The organism is Telmatospirillum sp. J64-1 (assembly GCF_006980715.1).
Taxonomy (GTDB): domain Bacteria; phylum Pseudomonadota; class Alphaproteobacteria; order Rhodospirillales; family Magnetospirillaceae; genus Oleiliquidispirillum; species Oleiliquidispirillum nitrogeniifigens.
This window is the reverse complement of the sequence record NZ_SBHN01000027.1, coordinates 16,331-32,825: the sequence shown is the minus strand read 5'-3', so window position 1 is coordinate 32,825 and position 16,495 is coordinate 16,331. Positions and strand designations below refer to the sequence as shown.

General features: G+C 65.7%; 13 protein-coding genes. 4 read left to right on the top strand and 9 right to left on the bottom strand.

From position 1 onward, the window contains the following. Positions 1 to 1,422, top strand: a complete 1,422-nt coding sequence (locus tag EPD66_RS20785) for a mannose-1-phosphate guanylyltransferase/mannose-6-phosphate isomerase (protein WP_142850461.1) — start codon at positions 1 to 3, stop codon at positions 1,420 to 1,422. A 148-nt stretch (positions 1,423 to 1,570) separates the two neighbouring features. Here the strand turns inward: EPD66_RS20785 and EPD66_RS20780 are convergent, their stop codons facing one another. The 5 genes from EPD66_RS20780 to EPD66_RS20760 all read right to left on the bottom strand — a co-directional run bounded on the left by EPD66_RS20780 (position 1,571) and on the right by EPD66_RS20760 (position 6,703). Then, on the bottom strand, positions 1,571 to 2,650 hold the full coding sequence (locus EPD66_RS20780) for a glycosyltransferase family 2 protein (protein ID WP_185961545.1): 1,080 nt from the start codon (positions 2,648 to 2,650) through the stop codon (positions 1,571 to 1,573). Between the two features lie 73 nt (positions 2,651 to 2,723). Beyond that, positions 2,724 to 4,817 carry a polysaccharide biosynthesis tyrosine autokinase gene (locus EPD66_RS24775; protein WP_142850459.1) on the bottom strand — a complete coding sequence of 698 codons (2,094 nt, stop codon included), beginning with the start codon at positions 4,815 to 4,817 and terminating at the stop codon, positions 2,724 to 2,726. Positions 4,818 to 5,185: 368 nt separating this feature from the next. Further along, positions 5,186 to 5,665: a hypothetical protein gene (locus tag EPD66_RS20770; RefSeq protein ID WP_142850458.1), complete on the bottom strand. Its 480-nt coding sequence runs from the start codon at positions 5,663 to 5,665 to the stop codon at positions 5,186 to 5,188. Between the two features lie 14 nt (positions 5,666 to 5,679). After that, the gene (locus tag EPD66_RS20765; protein WP_142850457.1) at positions 5,680 to 6,063 is read right to left on the bottom strand and encodes a hypothetical protein; all 384 of its coding nucleotides are present in this window, start codon (positions 6,061 to 6,063) and stop codon (positions 5,680 to 5,682) included. Positions 6,064 to 6,139: 76 nt separating this feature from the next. Further along, a complete protein-coding gene (locus tag EPD66_RS20760; RefSeq protein ID WP_142850456.1) occupies positions 6,140 to 6,703 on the bottom strand; it encodes an Hsp20/alpha crystallin family protein in 564 nt (187 codons plus the stop codon). Positions 6,704 to 7,014: 311 nt separating this feature from the next. Here EPD66_RS20760 and EPD66_RS20755 point away from each other — a divergent pair, with 311 nt between their 5' ends. Then, positions 7,015 to 8,073 (top strand): mycofactocin-coupled SDR family oxidoreductase, encoded by a 1,059-nt coding sequence (locus tag EPD66_RS20755; RefSeq protein WP_142850455.1) that lies wholly within the window; start codon positions 7,015 to 7,017, stop codon positions 8,071 to 8,073. 6 nt (positions 8,074 to 8,079) lie between these two features. On the opposite strand, the gene EPD66_RS20750 is transcribed toward EPD66_RS20755, so the two are convergent. Together EPD66_RS20750 and EPD66_RS20745 are read right to left on the bottom strand one after the other, a co-directional pair. Further along, positions 8,080 to 9,015, bottom strand: a complete 936-nt coding sequence (locus EPD66_RS20750) for a hypothetical protein (RefSeq protein WP_142850454.1) — start codon at positions 9,013 to 9,015, stop codon at positions 8,080 to 8,082. Beyond that, the gene (locus tag EPD66_RS20745) at positions 9,012 to 10,652 is read right to left on the bottom strand and encodes a GMC oxidoreductase (RefSeq protein ID WP_185961544.1); all 1,641 of its coding nucleotides are present in this window, start codon (positions 10,650 to 10,652) and stop codon (positions 9,012 to 9,014) included. Before EPD66_RS20745 ends, EPD66_RS20750 begins: the two co-directional genes overlap by 4 nt. Positions 10,653 to 10,884: 232 nt before the next feature. On the opposite strand from EPD66_RS20745, the gene EPD66_RS20740 reads away from it, so the two are divergent. Next, entirely contained in the window at positions 10,885 to 11,469 is a 585-nt protein-coding gene (locus tag EPD66_RS20740; RefSeq protein ID WP_142850452.1) for an NAD(P)H-dependent oxidoreductase, read from the top strand. Between the two features lie 22 nt (positions 11,470 to 11,491). Here the strand turns inward: EPD66_RS20740 and EPD66_RS20735 are convergent, their stop codons facing one another. Both EPD66_RS20735 and EPD66_RS20730 read right to left on the bottom strand, forming a co-directional pair. Next, a complete protein-coding gene (locus EPD66_RS20735; RefSeq protein WP_142850451.1) occupies positions 11,492 to 14,560 on the bottom strand; it encodes an efflux RND transporter permease subunit in 3,069 nt (1,022 codons plus the stop codon). After that, entirely contained in the window at positions 14,557 to 15,720 is a 1,164-nt protein-coding gene (locus EPD66_RS20730; protein ID WP_185961543.1) for an efflux RND transporter periplasmic adaptor subunit, read from the bottom strand. The genes EPD66_RS20735 and EPD66_RS20730 overlap by 4 nt, the downstream gene beginning before the upstream one ends. Before the next feature lie 96 nt (positions 15,721 to 15,816). Here EPD66_RS20730 and EPD66_RS20725 point away from each other — a divergent pair, with 96 nt between their 5' ends. Then, positions 15,817 to 16,479 carry a TetR/AcrR family transcriptional regulator gene (locus EPD66_RS20725; protein ID WP_142850449.1) on the top strand — a complete coding sequence of 221 codons (663 nt, stop codon included), beginning with the start codon at positions 15,817 to 15,819 and terminating at the stop codon, positions 16,477 to 16,479. The last annotated feature ends 16 nt before the right edge of the window (positions 16,480 to 16,495 follow it).

The window sequence follows — 16,495 nt, the reverse complement described above, 5'->3', positions numbered from 1 at the left end:
ATGCACGATATCATCCCGGTCATTCTCAGCGGCGGGTCCGGCACGCGCCTGTGGCCGCTGTCGCGTGAGGCCTATCCCAAGCAATTCCTGCCCCTGGTCTCGGAACGCAGCATGATGCAGGAAACCGTCCTGCGCTGCTGCGGCGAGGGGCTGTTCGACGCGCCGATGGTGGTCGCCAATGCCGAGCACCGTTTCCTGGTGGCCGAGCAGATGCGCCAGATCGGCGTCGAACCCATCGCCCTGGTCCTGGAAAGCGAGGGGCGCAACACCGCTCCGGCCGCGGCGGTCGCCGCCTTGCTGGCCGAAGCGCGCCATCCGGGGGCTTTGCTGCTGGTCCTGCCGTCGGACCATCTCGTTCGCGACGTGGCGGGCTTCCACGATGCCGTCCGTCGCGCCCGGCCGGCCGCCGAAGCGGGCAGGCTGGTCACCTTCGGCATCGCGCCGAGCCGCCCCGAAACCGGCTATGGCTATATCCGGCAGGGCGAAGCCCTGGAGGGGCGGGAGGGCGTGTTCCATGTGGACGGTTTCGTCGAGAAGCCGGATCTTGAACATGCCCAGAGCATGCTGGCCAAGGGCGGCGTCCTGTGGAATTCGGGCATGTTCCTGTTCCGCGCCGATATCTTCCTGGCCGAACTGAAACGCCATGCGCCGGATGTCGCCGAGGCGGCCCGGGCCGCCCTCGAAGGTGCGGCCCCCGATCTCGACTTCCTGCGCCTGGAAGGCGAAGCCTTCTCGCGCTGCCCTTCCATCTCCATCGACCATGCGGTGATGGAACGGACGGCGCAGGCAGCCGTCGTGCCGGTGGAGATCGGCTGGACCGATGTGGGCGCTTGGTCCGAGATCTGGGCCGTCGGCGACAAGGACGAGGCTGGCAATGTGGTGTCGGGCGACGTGCTGACGGATGGAGCCCAAGGCTGCCTGGTGCGGAGCGAAGGCCTGCTGACGGTGGTATCCGGCGTCGAGGACCTGGCGGTGGTGGTCACCGCCGATGCGGTGCTGGTGACGCGGCGCGATCAGGCCCAGTCGGTCAAGGCGGTGGTCGAGCGGCTGCGCAAGGACAGCCGCGAGGAAGTCGCGACTCACCGCCGCGTTTATCGTCCCTGGGGCTGGTACCAGGTCTTGGATATCGGCGAGCGTTTCCAGGTCAAATGCCTGCAGGTCAAGCCCGGCGCCAAGCTGTCCGTGCAGAAGCACTACCATCGGGCCGAGCATTGGGTGGTGGTCAACGGCACCGCCTTGGTGACGCGCGACGACCAGGTCCAGATCGTCCGGGAAAACGAATCCGTCTACATTCCCCTGGGGGCCATCCATTGCCTGGAGAATCCCGGCAAGATCCCGCTGAACCTGATCGAGGTGCAGTCCGGGTCCTACCTGGGCGAGGACGATATCGTGCGGATCGCCGATACCTTCGGACGGATCTGACGGAGGAAAGAGGACCGGAAAAGGGGCGGTCTCTGCGGAGGCCGCCCCTTTTTCGTCATGGGGGATGTTTCCGGAAGCGGGGAGGGCCAATGGGCAAGAGGGCGGGGATGTGTCCCGCCCCTTTCATGCTGCCCATCCTTCTTCGAGGTTAAAGCGAGGGGCTGGCCGGGGGGACCTGACGCCCGGGGGCGACCACGCCGAGGCTGCGCAGCAGGCGCGTCAGCAGGCGCGGGCGGGCGAAGGAATTGAAGCGCAGGACGGCCAGCTGCTTCGTCAGCGGCCGGGGGGCGAGGGCCATGCCGATGAACCAGGCAGCGGCCAGCAGGCGTTGCATGAACTTGATATTGGGCGAGGTGGCGCAGGCACGCAGCCCTTTCAGCAGTAGCGCCGGGACGGTGTCGTCGGGCACGACATGCTGTTCGGGCAGCAGGCGCAGCGACGACAGGCGGTATTGCAGATGCAGTACCGCGCGGTCGTTCAGGCGGCCCTTGGGCAGTTTGTAGAGGCTGCCGGTTTGTTCCAGGTATTCGCGCAGCTTGGCCTCGCGCGCCAGATCATGCTTGATCATGACCTTGAACATCTCGGGCTTGAGATGGCCCTGTCCCCAGTAATTGCCGTCATGGGAACGGTTGTAGGCCAGCACGCGATTGATGGTCTCGACCTTGCCGTAGAGGGGAGCGACGGTGTTGAAGGCCCCGTCGGCCCCGTCGAAGACGTCGGTCGGCAAGGGGATGAGCTTTTCCAGGAACCAGCGGGCATAGATGTTGCCGGTCGTCGGCGGGCAAGGATAGAGGGCGGTGGTCAGCACGTCCTTGAGCACCTTGTCCGGGGTCAGATTGTCCGGATAGTTGGGATAGGAGGTGCCGAGGGAACGCCCCTGGCCGTCGAAGGCTTCCAGGCGGAACTGCACCTTCGGCACATCGCCCCGCCCGATCAGCGGCGCGGCCTGCAACAGGGCATCGGGCGCCACCACGTCGTCGGCATCCAGCCAATAGATCATGTCGCCCTTGGCCGCCCGGAAACTGGCGTTGAAGGCGGGAATGGGGCCTTCGTTGTGCTCGATGATGATCCTGCGGATGCGGTCGCCGTAGCTTTCGATGACGGCGCGGGAATTGTCGGTCGAGCCGTTGTCGACGACGATGACTTCCTTGTCCGGATAATCCAGCGCCAGGGCGCTGTCGATGGCGAAGCGGACGTAATGGGCGTAATTGTAGCAGATGATGATCACTGTTGCGCTCGGAAGGTGCGGAAGGCCGTCCGGGACGGCACTTCCCTTCACTTGTTCCGATGACCGCTTCAGGTCAGTTGTAGCCATTATAGATCCCCTTATCCCAGGTCTTGCCGTCTGCGCGCATCAGCACCGCTCCGACGCTGGCGCTGGTGGCGCTGGAAAGGCGGCGCAGCATCTCGCCGACATCCCGGCGGGGGGCGAATCCCTTGCGGATCACCACCACCACGGAATCGGCATAGCGGGCCAGGATCATCGGGTCGAAGACGTGCATGACCGGGGGTGAATCGATGATGATGTGGTCGTAATGGCGCCGGGCGTCGCGCAGTAGCGCCTGGAAGGCTTCTGATTGCAGAAGCGACTGGGGATTGGTGGTCTGGCGGCGGCCGGTGATGAAATGCAAGCCGGAGGCGGGATCGACGTTCAGCGCCTCGTGCAGTTCGCAATTGCGTTCCAGGATGTCCTGCAGGTGATAGGGCTGGTCGCCCCCCACCGTCCGGCGCAGATTGGGACGGCGCAGGTCGCATTCGATCAGCAGCACGCGGCGGCTGTCCTGGGCCATCAGGCGGCCCAGCGAGGCGGCATAGGTGGTCTTGCCTTCGCCCGCCAGGGCCGAGGTGACGAGGATGGTGCGCCCGGCGCTTTCCAACACCTCGCGCGGTTCCAAGGGGGCCAGCGACCAGCGGATGGTCTCGGCCAGCGAGGAATTGGGCTGCGCCACCACATAGCGCGCCGGTGATTGCTGGCGCTTGGTCAAGGCCGGGACGGCGGCCAGGGCGGGCAGGCCGGTCAGCGCGGCCACTTCCTCGAGCGAGTTGAAGCCGCGATCGGCCAGCACTTCGCGCCCCATCACGCCGCCGAAGGCCAGCATCATGCTGCCCAGACCGGCAAAGATCGCCAGCGTGGCGGGGCCGGGACCGGCGGGCTTGACGGGGGCCAGGGCCCAGGAGATGACGTTGGCATCGGCGCGGGCGACGGCCTGGGCGCTGCCGGCCTGTTCGGCGCTGGTCAGGAAGGCTTCGTAGATCTGGCGATGCGCCTTGGCTTCCTCTTCCAGCGCGCGCAGTTCGTCGGCGGCGCCGGTGCTTTCATTCGCTTCGCTGTGCAGCGAGGCGATCAGGCTGTTCAGTTCCTGCTCGCGCGCGCGGGCGACCTGGGCCTGATGGCCCAGCGAGGCAATGATGTCCGCCGCCTCGTCCTGGATACGGGCACGGATATCGGCCAATTGGGTTTCCACCGAGGCCAGCCGGGCATGGCCGGGGGTGAAGCGGGCGGCCAGTTCGGCGCGGTCCTCGATCAGCTTGGCCTCGGCCTCGCGCAGGGCCAGGATGACCGGCGAGGCCAGGACCTCGGCGGACGAGGTGCTGCTGGTCCTGGCGGCGGCGAGGGCCTGCTGGTAGCGGGCCTCGGCTTCGGCGCGTTCGGCGCGGGCCGCAGCCAAGCGCGTGTTCAATTCGCTGACGCTCTGCACGTCCACCGATCCACCCAGGGGCGAGGCGACGAGGCTGTGCTCGCGGCGGAAGGCGCGGACGCGGCTCTCCGCCTCGTCCACCTTCGTCCGCAGTACGGCCAGACGCTGGGACAGCTCTTCGTTGAAGGCCTCGCTGGCGCTGCGCCGTCCGGAGATCTGGGTCTGCAGGTAGTTTTCCATGAGGGTGTTGACGAGAAGGGCGCTCTTTTCCGGGTCCTTGCCCTTGTATTCGACATGGACGACATAGCTGCGTCCGTCGGTCATGGCGGTCAGGGACTTGCGGATATCGTCGGCTACGGCGGCGACTGGATCGACGGGACCGGAGGCGGTGGAGGCGAAGCTCAGGCGTTCTTCGAGCCAAGCCCTCCAGGCCGGCGGGGGCGGATTGAAATCGGGGTCTTCGTGAAGGCGCAGCTGCTGGACCACCTGACGGATCAGGCCCTCGGACTGAAGGGCTTCGGCCTGACTGCGGACCAGAGGCAGGTCCACGGCGACGGCCGAAAAGGTGCCTTGCAGTTCCTTCACCGCGATTTCGTCTGATTTCACCAGGATCATGCCCTTGGCGGTATAGGACTTGGGCATCACCTGCCATGCCGCCAGCATAGCGCACGATCCCAGGACGGCCGCCGCGAAGATCAGGCTCTTCCGTCGCCAGAATGTACGCGATAGATTGGCTAGACTGATGGCTTCTCTCATCTACGCCCCCACATGAACGGGTCGGTCAGGAAGATTGGCACGCCAAGACTCCGTGCCGTTAAGGGTCGCTCTGCATATGCTATGTGCCAATCGACGATTGAACTACTATGCGGGCGGTAAAGTCGTGGAATTAAGAGTGTGGTGGGGGCCGTTGGTATTTACCGATCCGGAGAGTTGTTGCCTTTTGTCCTTTCGGAATGTTCCAAAGGTATAGAGGTGGAGGTTTTATATACTCTTCGCTGATTCTCCGGGAGAAAGGATCATAACCGGGGGAAGAGGAGAACTCGCCGCAGGAGTTCTTGTACCTTCAAGACGTCGCGTGAAGGCGGTCCCGCCGGGGCAGGAGTGAAGGGCTCTGATCCTGGTCTTTAGTCCCGGATGTCGAAGCCCAGTTCTTTCAGCTTCTTCAGGGTGGTTTCCGTGTTGCGGTGATGGACGAAGACGCCGCCCGCTTCTTCCCACAGCCCTTTGTATTTCAGCAGGTCGTCGACCAGCACGTCGCCGGGATTTTCCATGTGTTCGCGCTTGGCCCGCGCCATGGTCGTGATCATCCGGGCCTCGGGGAAATGCTTCTGCGCCCAGCGCATCTTCTGCGGGGCAGCCCAGTCGCCGCGCGGCAGACCCGTCAGGATGACCGGGTGGAGATGCGCCACGGCATCCCACAGCGCCCGCGCATCGGGCATCAGCGGCAGCTTGTAGAAGAAGTCCTCGTGGGCGGCGATCTTGCTCCAGAATCGCTTGGGGCCGTGCTTCTGCTCGAACTGGCGCGGCGGCATGCCGAACAGCCGGGCGGCATAGGAATCGAAATCGGCCAGGACGCCATCGCAATCGAGAAACAATCTGGGCATGGGGCCTTCTCGGGTCAGGGAAAACGCGCGGGCCTGAGCGTCAGGGGCAGGGCTTCGGGCAGGGCCTCCCAGCCCAGCCTAGCAATGACGTCGTTGCTTTCCACCGGCCGCCGTCCCTTGGATCGGTCGAGCGACCAGGTGATGTGATAGGTGCTGCCGTCCGGGCGGTCGGTGGTGCCGCCAATCCTCACCACCAGGGCCTGAACACCGTTCCCGTCATTGCTTATGCCGACGATTTCGCCGCTTGTCTCGCACGGAAGCGGGGCCTGCCTGGAGACGCGGGCGGCCAGGGTGACGTGATCGGCGATCACGTCCGGATAGGCCGGGGGAAAGCGTTCGAGCAAAAGGGCCCGTTCGGCCCGGTCCAGCGACCAGCCGACGACATGACGCCCTTTCAAGGATTGCGAGGCGGAATGGACCCGCCTCGCATCAAGGCTTCTTTTCGGTCATTGCCCCCGTTCTTCCTTCTTGGGGTCAGTTATGCTCACTGCTTTTCCGGACTTGGCTCTTTTTCGATCCGCTGCCGACTTCGATGCGTCGCGCCTGCTTTTCGGGCTGGGCCTTCTTGGGGATCTCGATCAGCAGCAGGCCGTTGTCGCAGGAGGCGTCGATCTTGTCGGTATCGACCGTCTCGGGCAGGCGGAACGACCGCTCGAAGCGGCCATAGCTGCGTTCGCTGAGATGATAGTTGGCTTGTTCGCTTTCCTTTTCCGAGCGCTTCTCACCCTTGATGGTGAGCACGCCGTCGGCGAAGCTGACATCCAGGTCCTTGGGGTCGATGCCGGGCATCTCGGCGGTGATTTCAAAGGCCTTGTCGGTTTCCTTCACATCCACATGCGGCGTGATCTCGCCCAGGGCGGTGAGGCTGATTCCGGTCTGGCGCAGCGGTTCGAAATCGAACATGCGGCGGCCGAAGGGGCTGACCAGGAAATTGTCGAAGAGACGGTCCATCTCGTTGCGCAAGCCGCTCAGCGGATGCGCCATTTCCTGGCCTTGTTTGGACGTGACGGAGGGGGTGGGTTTGTCCTGAGTCGCCATAGTTATCCTCCTTCAGAGAAAGAGACGAACATTGCTGACGGGGAATCTCGGACATCCGGGTCTACATATATTCCCATATATTGCAGGGTTTTTTCAAGCGAATCCCACCGAAGGAGAGGATATCAGGAGGCTCTTCCGCCTGTGGCAGCGGAGTTATGCCTCCTGTCTCCAAGGAGGAGGATAACTGGGCGAGGTAGTCCGATCGGTGACGTGACGGGGCCCTTATAAGGCGCTTCCGGTCGGCATCCGCACAATCGCCGCTTCCTCCTGTTAACCGTGTCGGAAAGCCGGTCGCAGCGATGGAGGAAGCGATGGGAGAAGGGGACAAGCAAGGGCAGGCGGGAGAGCCGAAGAGCGCATCCGGCCATGAGGCCCCGGCTGTCCCGGAAACGCCGCCTTCTCCCACGCGCCGGGCCGTGGTGGCTGGGGGGCTGACGGCTTTGGCGGGGCTGGCGGCGGGCTGTGCGCCTCCGCCGCCCCTCAGCACGGCCGCCCAGGCCGCGCCGCCCGGCGCGCCGGCGCCGCGCGGACGGCTGGAAAAACAAGTGGTGCTGGTGACCGGCGCGGCCCGGGGCATCGGCCGTTCGATCTGTGTCGCTTGTGCAAGGGAAGGCGCTGATGTCGTCGGCTTCGACATCGCAGGTCCCGTCAGTCCGATCCTGCCCTATCCTCCGGCCAGTCCGCAGGACCTGCAGGAAACGGGCAATCTGGTCGCTGCCCAGCAGCGCCGGTTCCTGGGTGTGGTTGGGGATGTGCGGGATTTCCAGGCCTTGCAACGGGCCGCCGCTTCCGCCGCGCAGCAACTGGGCGGTATCGACGTGCTGGTCGCCAATGCCGGGATCAATGCGCCTGTTACCTTGGAAGAAATGAACGACCGCCAATGGCAGGACGTGATCGATGTCAACCTGACCGGGGCCGCCAATTCGATGCGGGCGGTCCTGCCTTACATGCAGGTGCGCGGAGGCGGGCGGATGATTGCCATCTCCTCGGTCGAAGGGCGGATCGGCTCGCCCTTCGGCGCGCAATACAACGCCTCGAAATGGGGGCTGATCGGTCTGGTGAAATGTGCCGCCCTGGAATGGGGTGAGCAGCAGATCACCGTCAATGCCGTTTGCCCCACCCTGGTCAATACCGTGATGGCCCGTTCGCCTGCCTTGCAGGCGGCGATGATCCCCGATGAATTGCCGGCTGGCTTGCCGGAATCGGCCTTCGTCGCGGCGGCGACGCGCCTTCATCCCCAGCGCGTTCCATGGGTCGAGCCGGAAGACGTGGCGGCGGCGGTGGTTTTTCTCGCTTCGGAGGAAGCCCGCTACATCAGCGGCGCCACTTTGGATGTGACGGCCGGGATCGGCGGGCTTTACACCGCTTGACGCCGCTCAGGTCGGGCCGCCCATGCTGGTGGGCGGGATGGGGGGAGAACGCCGCATCCATCGTCCCATCCGTGCCACGCCCCGGCGCGACAGGGCCCGCATCCGGCGTTTCAGCATGGCCAGCCGACCGGTGTCCCAGCCATGCACGTAATCGGTCATGGGCGGCTTGACCGGATGCCACAGGGTGTTCATGCGGTTGCCCGGCGCGGTCATGATCGGGCGGAAGACGAAGCTGCCGGGTGACAGGTCGCGGGTGGCGGGATTGCTGGTGTAGTAGCGGTTGCGGTTGCCGGGGGCGACGAATTCTCCATTGCCGCCGATATCCTCGATGCGCAATCCGGCGCGGGTCAGCAGGGTGGGGACGGTGCATTCGTAATGTCCGTGCCAGCCTTCGCGGTAGAAGGCATCCAGCCGGTCATAGGCCCGCCGGGACAGGCGGCAGAGCGGCAGGAAGGCGCGGATCAGCGTTTCGGATGGCGGCGGGGTTCCGTCCGGTGCCCGGATGCTGGACCAGTTCGCCCAGAAGGGATTGACCTCCAGCCGGTGCATGCTGGTGCCCAGCAGGTCGGCGTCGTTCGTCGCGAAAGCATCGAAGAAATCGCCCCAGCGGCCGGTGAAGTCCACGTCGTATTCCACCGTCCAGATGGTGTCGTATTCCGGATGCCTGCGCTGGAAGGTGAAATGAAACAACTCGATGTCCACGTCACGGATATGCAGGCCCTTGATGGGATAGCCCAGGTCGTGCAGGTCGTCTTCCTCGAAGGCGAAGATGCGCGCGTCCCAGGGGGCGGGATAGCCGGGATTGTTGTCGTCGGACTTGTTGAACAGGATGAAGACATCCCGCGCACCGGCTTCCGCCTCCATGCGTCGGTAAAGCTGGATGATGTGGTCGTCCAGAAAGTGGGTCAGCAGAAGGACAGCTTCTTTTTGGTTGTTCATCATGCCATTCCCTTTGCCTGAAGATGGCCTGCCAGCCGGGCTGCCATGGCGACGATGGTCAGCGTCGGATTGGCGTGGCTTGAAGTGGGGAAGGTCGCGCTGCCGGCGATGTACAGGTTCTCCGTGCCGAAGACCCGGCAATTGCGGTCGACGACCCCGCGTGAGGAATCCTCGGCCATGCGGGCCGTGCCGATATGATGCCCGCCCATGGGTTTGTAGGCGTGGCGGATCGCTTCTTCGTCCACGGTCAGTTGGCCGATGCCGCTTTCTTCCATGCGGGCCGCGAGATGGCGGTGGGCGGTGACGACGCCGTCCAGGTCGATGGAGCTGACGCGCCAGTCCACCCTGATCCGGGGCAGGCCGAGCGGGCATTGCTCGTTGGTCAGGCTGACCCGGCTGTCGGGGTTCGGCACCTGTTCGGCATTGTAATCGAGGTTGTAGGTGCCGTCCCGGGCGGTGATGGCGAGATAGGGAAGCTTGCGCCGCGCCAGCCAGCGCCGCCGCGCCCAGTCCACGGCGAAACAGGCAAGCTGCGGGGCGCCGCGCAGGACGTTCATGCCGTGCCGCCCGATGCGGATGGCGGCGGATCTCGAGGCTTGGTCGCGATAGCCGCGGGCCGCCAGCTTCACGCCGTATTCCGGCCGGATCAGGCTATGGGCGAGATAGAGGGCGGAGAGGACCGGGCTGCCATGGCCGGGATCGGCGATGACCGGCGGCTCGAAGCGCAGGATCAGGTTGGTCATGCCCAGTTGGCGTTGCAGGGCGGGCGGGAAGGAGAAGACCCGCCGCACATAGATTCCATGGCGGTCGGGCTCGTAGGCGAAGACGATCTTGCTGCCGGGCCGGAAGCGGGCGGTCGCCGCCTTGCCCTCGATATGGCACATGTAGTAGCGGCCCACATTGTCGCCGCCGATCTTGTTGGCCAGCAGCAGGCGGGGCGTTTCCAGCCCGCCCGTGGCAAGGACGTAATGGCGTGCCCGCACCTGGAATTGCCGCCCGGCGGGAGTGCGCAGGGTCAGGGCCTCGATCGCCTCGCCCGAGGGCGAGCGTTCGATGGCGGTGCAGGCGGCCCAAAGGATGGTGGTGATGTCCGGCGCCTTGCGCAGCAGGGCCCCATAGCGCCGGCCGAAATCGGTAGGGCAGCTGAAGCGTTCCAATTCGTGCTGCTGCACGTCCGGCGAATGGAAATCCGGGACCATGGGCGCGGCTTTCTCGCCCAGGGCCTGTTCGACCCGGAAGCGGAAGGGACCGGCCTCGCAATAGGACATGGCCCGTTCGTACCAGGGTAACATGCTTTCATAGGAGATGGGCCAGCCGCTGTCCGGGATATGGGCGCGCGGCTCGAAATCGATCGGATCGAAGGGAACGCAGCGCCCGCCCCAGATGGTCGAAGTTCCGCCCAGTCCCTGGGTGCGGTAGAGGTTGAGGGAGGGATGGGCGGAATTTTCCGGTATCTCGCCCTGGAAGGAGGACAGGTCGCGGTTGCGCTGGTCGGGTCCGCCTGCCTCGATCAGCAGGATTTTCAGCCCCTTTCCCATCAATTCGAGGGCCAGGGTAATTCCGGCCGGGCCGGCGCCCAGGATCGCCACATCTCCGGCGAAGAATATCCCATCGGGCAGTGTCCGTCCGTCGAGGATCATGGCTTCGATATCCCCCGCCTGACTGAGAGGATGGCAGGATATTGGCCTTTTCGTAGGCGTGGGTAGGCAGGCAAGAGAGACTGTCCAGGAGCAGCCGCAGCAGCTTCTAAAGGGCTGCGATCTTCTTAGCCGGACAAGAACGCCATGCGCGATAAAGGAGGCTAGCATGCTTCTTTCGCATTGCGTTCCGCGCCCGTTATCCCTCCAAATGATATGGAAATAGGGACGGGCCATGCAGAAGAAGCGCATCGTTATCATCCAGGGCCATCCGACGCCGGGCGGCGGCTGTTTCTGCCATGCTTTGGCCGAGGCCTATGCGCGCGGCGCGGCGGAAGGAGGGCACGAGACGCGCCTCGTTCCGGTGGCCGAACTGTCCTTTCCCCTGGTACGGACCAAGGACGAATGGGACCGGGACCAGCCGCCCCCCGATATCGCGGCCAGCCAGCAGGACATCGCCTGGGCCCAGCATCTGGTGATCTTTTATCCGCTATGGCTGGGCACGAAGCCGGCCGTGCTGAAGGGGTTCTTGGAGCAGACCTTCCGTCCCGGCTTCGCGATCGGCGGCTGGCGCGAGGGCAGGATGGAAAAGCTGCTGACGGGCCGCTCGGCGCGGGTCGTCGTCACCATGGGCATGCCGGCCTTCGTCTATCGCTGGTATTTCGGCGCGCATAGCCTGAAAAGCCTGGAACGCAACATCCTGAACTTCTGCGGTATCTCGCCGATACGCGAAAGCCTGATCGGCAGGATCGAGGCAAGCGCCCGGAAGCGGCAGGACTGGCTGGAGAAGATGCAGGCGCTGGGGCGGCGGGGGGCTTAGTTTCTTCCGCCGCCCGGGCCTGTTACCGCGTGGCACTCTGTAGCCGCTGCCAGGATTGCGCCTCCCCCCTGGTCAACAGGACATAGGCCGCCGGAGTGAAGATGAAGGCGATGACGGTGGACAGGGCCAGCCCACCGGCCACGGCCTGGGCGAAAGGCGGCCAGAAGTCGCCGGGCGTCAGCATGAGGGGAACCAGCCCGGCCACGGTGGTCAGGGTGGTCGACCAGATATGGCGCGAGACGGTGCCGGTCACCACGGCGGTCACGTCCTGGGCATTCCCGCTTCGTGCGCCGGGGCTGTCGTCCAGGGCGCTGAGAATGATGATCGTGGCATTGATTGCCACCCCCATCAAACCCATCACGCCGACGATGATGACGAAGCTGAAGGGATGGCCGGTCAGCTTCAGGGTCAGCAATCCCAGCCCCAGGGATTGTATTCCGGCCAGGAAGACGATGGCGGTGCGGCGGAAGGAGTTGAAGGTCAGGGCGATGGTGGCGACCATCAGCAGGACCAGCATGGCGACCGAGGACAGCAGCTTGGTGACGGCCTGGCCGCGTTCCTCGGCCTCGCCGCCCAATTCCAGGCGATAGCCGGGCGGAAGGACGAAATCCTGTTCCGCCAGGGCCTGCTCGACGCGGGCCATCACCACCGAGGGCAAGGCATTGGCCTCCAGATAGCCGCGGACGATTTGCAGGCGTTCGCCGTTACGCCGCTGGATGCCGCTCCAGGCGGGCTCCATCCGCATCTCGGCCAGGGCGGCGAGGGGAATGCCCGAGGCCGTCTGGCCGCCCGAGGTCAGGGGCATCCCGGCCAGACGGTCCGGATTGTGCCGCCAGTGCTGGGGAAAGCGGACGACGACCGGCATGCGCTGGGTTTCCTCCAGCAGGAAGCCGCCGTTTCGTCCGCTCAGGGCCCCGTCGATCTGACGGGCGACGGAGGTCAGGTCGAGGCCGACGAGGCGCGCTTCCTCCTCGCGGACATGCAGGCGCAGCTTGGCGGCATCCTGGTGGACGAGGGAGCGGACATGCGTGACCTGCGGGATATTTCCCATGATCCCGGCGATTTCCTGTCCCAGCCGGGTCAACTCGTCCAGTTCGCTGCCATAGATCCGCAATTCCAGGGGGGCATGGAAAGGCGGTCCCTGCTCGTATTTGCGGGTGACGACCTGGGCCTGGGGGAAAAGCCGGTCCAGTTCCTGCTGAAGCTGCGGCACCAGCCGCGCCGTTGCCGCGATGGACTCGGTATCGATGACGGCATGGGCATAGGCGGCGTTGCCGTCCTCGCCGCCGAGCTGGTTGTAAAAGATCATCGGCGCGCCGGTCCCGATGGTCCAATAGGCGCGGCGGACGCCCTCTGTCCGGCGCAGGACCTCGTCCATCTGCCGGGCGATGCGGGAGGTTTCCTCGATGGCGGTCGAGGCGGGCATGTAGAGCTGCATCTGGAACTGGTCGCGATCGACCGGCGGGAAGAAGCTCACCTTGACCGTCGGCAGGCTGGCGAAGCCGATCAGGGGTAGGGCGAAGGCAGCAGCCATGGCCGTGACGGGATGACGCACCGCCAGGGCGATGAGACGGCGGAACAGGCGGGCGGGCAGAGCGGGAGGGGCGAGTACCGGCCGATGGTCCGACAAGAGCAGCGGTGCAACGGCGGGGACCAGGGTCAAGGCCACCGCATAGGACGAGACCAGCGCGACGATCACGGCCATTGCCAGCGGGCCGATGAACTCGCCCGCGCCGCCGGGCAGCAGCACGATGGGCATGAAGGCCAGGACCGTGGTGATGGTCGAGGCGGCCAAGGGCAAGGCCAGATGGCGCAAGGCCTCGCCCACTGCTTGGCGGGCGGGTTGGCCATCGGCCAGTCCCTGGCGAATGGCATTGGTCATGACGATGGCGTTATCGACCATCAGGCCCAGCGCCACGATCATGCCGATCACGCTCATCTGGTGGATGTCCAGCCCGACCAGGCGGAACAGGCCCAGGGTCAGCAAGGCCGTCGCAGGCAGCGCCACGCCCACCACCAGGGCCGAGCGCCATCCCATGGTCAGCAGCAGGATGGCAACCACGATCACCAGCCCCAGCAGCAGGCTCTTCGCTACCTCGCCCAGGCGATTCTGCGTATAGGTCGCCTGATCGAACAGCAGCCGGGCTTCCAGGCCGGGCGGCAATTGCCCGGCGAAGTCCTCCAGCACGGCCCGCGCCTGTTCCGACCACAGATCGACCCGTTGTTCCTGTCCCATGCGTGTGCCGACGAAGACGGCGGGCTGCCCGTCGGCAAGGGCCAGTTCCTCGGGCGGATCGGCGGTGCCGCGCCGGATCTCTGCCAGGTCGCCCAGCCGCAGGCTCCGCCCGTCGCTGCCGGTCACGGTGACATTGCGCAGACGGTCCAGAGTCTCGAAGCTGCCCTCCAGATCGACCGTCAGCCGGGTGGTGGAGGCGTCGATGCTGCCGGCGGGATTGCGGACATCGGCGGCGGCCAGGGCCCGGGCCACATCCTCGCTGGATAACCCTGCCGTCGCCAGCAAGGCGGGGTCGACGATGATTTCCACCCGTTCGCTGGGGGCGCCGTAGAGGCGGACATGTTCGGCCCCGGCTTGGCTGCGGAAGCGGTCCACCAGCGCCTCGCCGTAGCGGCGCATGATGACGTGGTTGGGTTCGCCCCCGGCGGTCCAGACCAGCGCGGCGAGCAGGGTATAGGCGGTGCCACGCTCGTCATCCAGTTGCGGCATTCCGGCCTCGGCGGGCAGGGTGGGGGCGATGTCGTTCAGTTTGTCCCGGACGCGGGACCATACGGGGGTGACTTCGGAGACCTCGTCCCGCAGGGTCACGCTCACCACCGACATGCCTGCGCGCGAGGTCGAGGCGAGGGTCCTGATCTCGGCCAGCGAGCGCAAGCCGTCCTCGATAGGCTTGGAAACCAGCGCTTCCACCTGTTGGGCATCGGCCCCGGGATAGGCGGTCAGAATGGTGGCCTGGCGGGGAATCAGGCGGGGGTCTTCGAGGCGCGGCAGGGTCTGGATCGCGGACAGGCCGAGGACCAGAAGGAAGCCCAGGGCCAGGGCGAGGATGCGGCGGTTGAACAGCAGGGCCGTCATGGCACGGGCTCCAGGCCGGGTGCCGCAGCCATCTGCGGTGCGACGAAACGTCCGGGCGGGACGCGGTGGGGGCCCTCCACCAGCACCAGATCGCCTTCGTTCAGCGTGCCGCGCACGAAAGCGCGGCTGTCATTCTGATGCAGGACTTCCACGGCGGCGCGCCGCACCTGCATCCGCCCTTCGGGGGTGGAGACGGCCACCTGTACCGCCCATAAGCCGCGCTCGCCCGCGACCAGGGCGTGACTGGGCAGCCAGAAGCCGGGGCCATCCACCCATTCGCGCCTGACCATCTCGACCGCCTCGCCCGAGGCGATTTCCGCCTCCGGGGGTAAGGTCACGACGGCGATCAAGGTGCGGCTGCTTCCCGATATCTCGGGCACCAGGGCGCGCAGCTTTCCCGGCAGGCGTCGACCGCGCCAGGCCAGTTCGATATCGTCGCCAGGATGCAGTGCCTGCGCCTGTTCGGAGGGCAAGCCGACATGGACTTCGGCGCGATCCTGTTCGATCAGGCGGAAGACGGGCTGCCCGATTGCCACGACGGCGCCTTCATCGAGCAATCTTTCCGCGATGAGCCCGCTGAACGGCGCGCGCAATTCGCTGTCGGCCAGTTCGATCCGCACATTTTCCAGCTGCGCCTGCAGGGCATCCCGCTGCGCGCGCAGGGCCTGGGCGGTGCTGCCGGCCTGGTCGCGGGCCTGCTGCGACGCATTGCCCCGGCGGGCGAGATCGTCCTGCCGCCGTGCTTCGGTTTCGGCGAAGGCCAGATGGGCCTCCGTCTGCCGCAGAGATGCCTCCAATTCCGCTTGGCGGCTTTCCAGGCGCCGCCGGTCCAGGCGGGCCAGGGGCACCCCGGCTTCGACCCTGTCGCCGATCTCGCCCAGGACTTCCTGCAACGCGCCGCCTGTCTGGAAGGACAGGGAGACCGCCCGGCGCGGCTGGACCAGCCCGACGAAATACCGCTCGACCTGATAGCCCTGTTCCAGATGCACGGGCCGGACGGTGACGGGCAGTTGGGACGGGGCCAGCATGGCGGCTTCGCTCTCGGCCGCGCTACGTGCCGAGACATGGATATAGCCGATGGCAGCCGTGGTAGTGGCTGTGATTGCAAGAAAGGCAAGGGCCGCCATTTTACGCGACCCCGTCACGCCGGCTCGTTGCATTCGCATTTCCTGGCCTTTCGCTGGGCAGATTGCTATACTCGCGAGTCCAGGATTATCATTATTGTACCCGTGAGTCCATGAATTATTGGAGGAGTGATGCCATCCGATATGGCCGCACAGCAAGGACGCAAACAGGGGCCGGGGCGGCCGAAGGATGAGGAAAAACGCAAGGCTATTTTAGACGCGGCATGCCGGCAGTTCCTGGAGAACGGAATCGCGGCGACGCGGGTCGACAGGATCGCGTCGGAGGCAGGGGTGTCGAAGATGACGGTCTATGCCCATTTCGGCGACAAGGCCGGGCTGTTCGCAGCGTCCGTACGCTCCCGGACGGAGACCCTTGCTGAGGCTCTGGCGGACCTGCCCGATCCGCCGGCCGATCTACGCCGGGCCTTGATCACCTATGGCACCGCCTTCGTACTATTTCTTCGCAGTCCGGACGTCCTGCGGCTGGACCTGATTCTTGCCACCGAGGCGGCGACGCATCCCGAGATCGCCGCCGCCTTCTATGAAAGCGGCCCAGGGGTGGTCCTGGGAACGGTGACGGGAATCCTCCGCCAGGCCTGCGAGCGGGGGATGATCCGCCTGCCGGATGTGGACAAGGCAGCCGATTCCCTGGTCGCAAGCTGGTGCCATGGCCCCGACTGGATCGCGCAGAGGCTGGCCCTGCGCGGCCCGCCGACGCGGGAAGAGGCCCAGGAACGGGTGCAGCGTAGCGTGGACTGGTTCCTCGCCGCGCATGCGGTCAAACCGCAGGACTAGGAATGCGAAGGGAGGG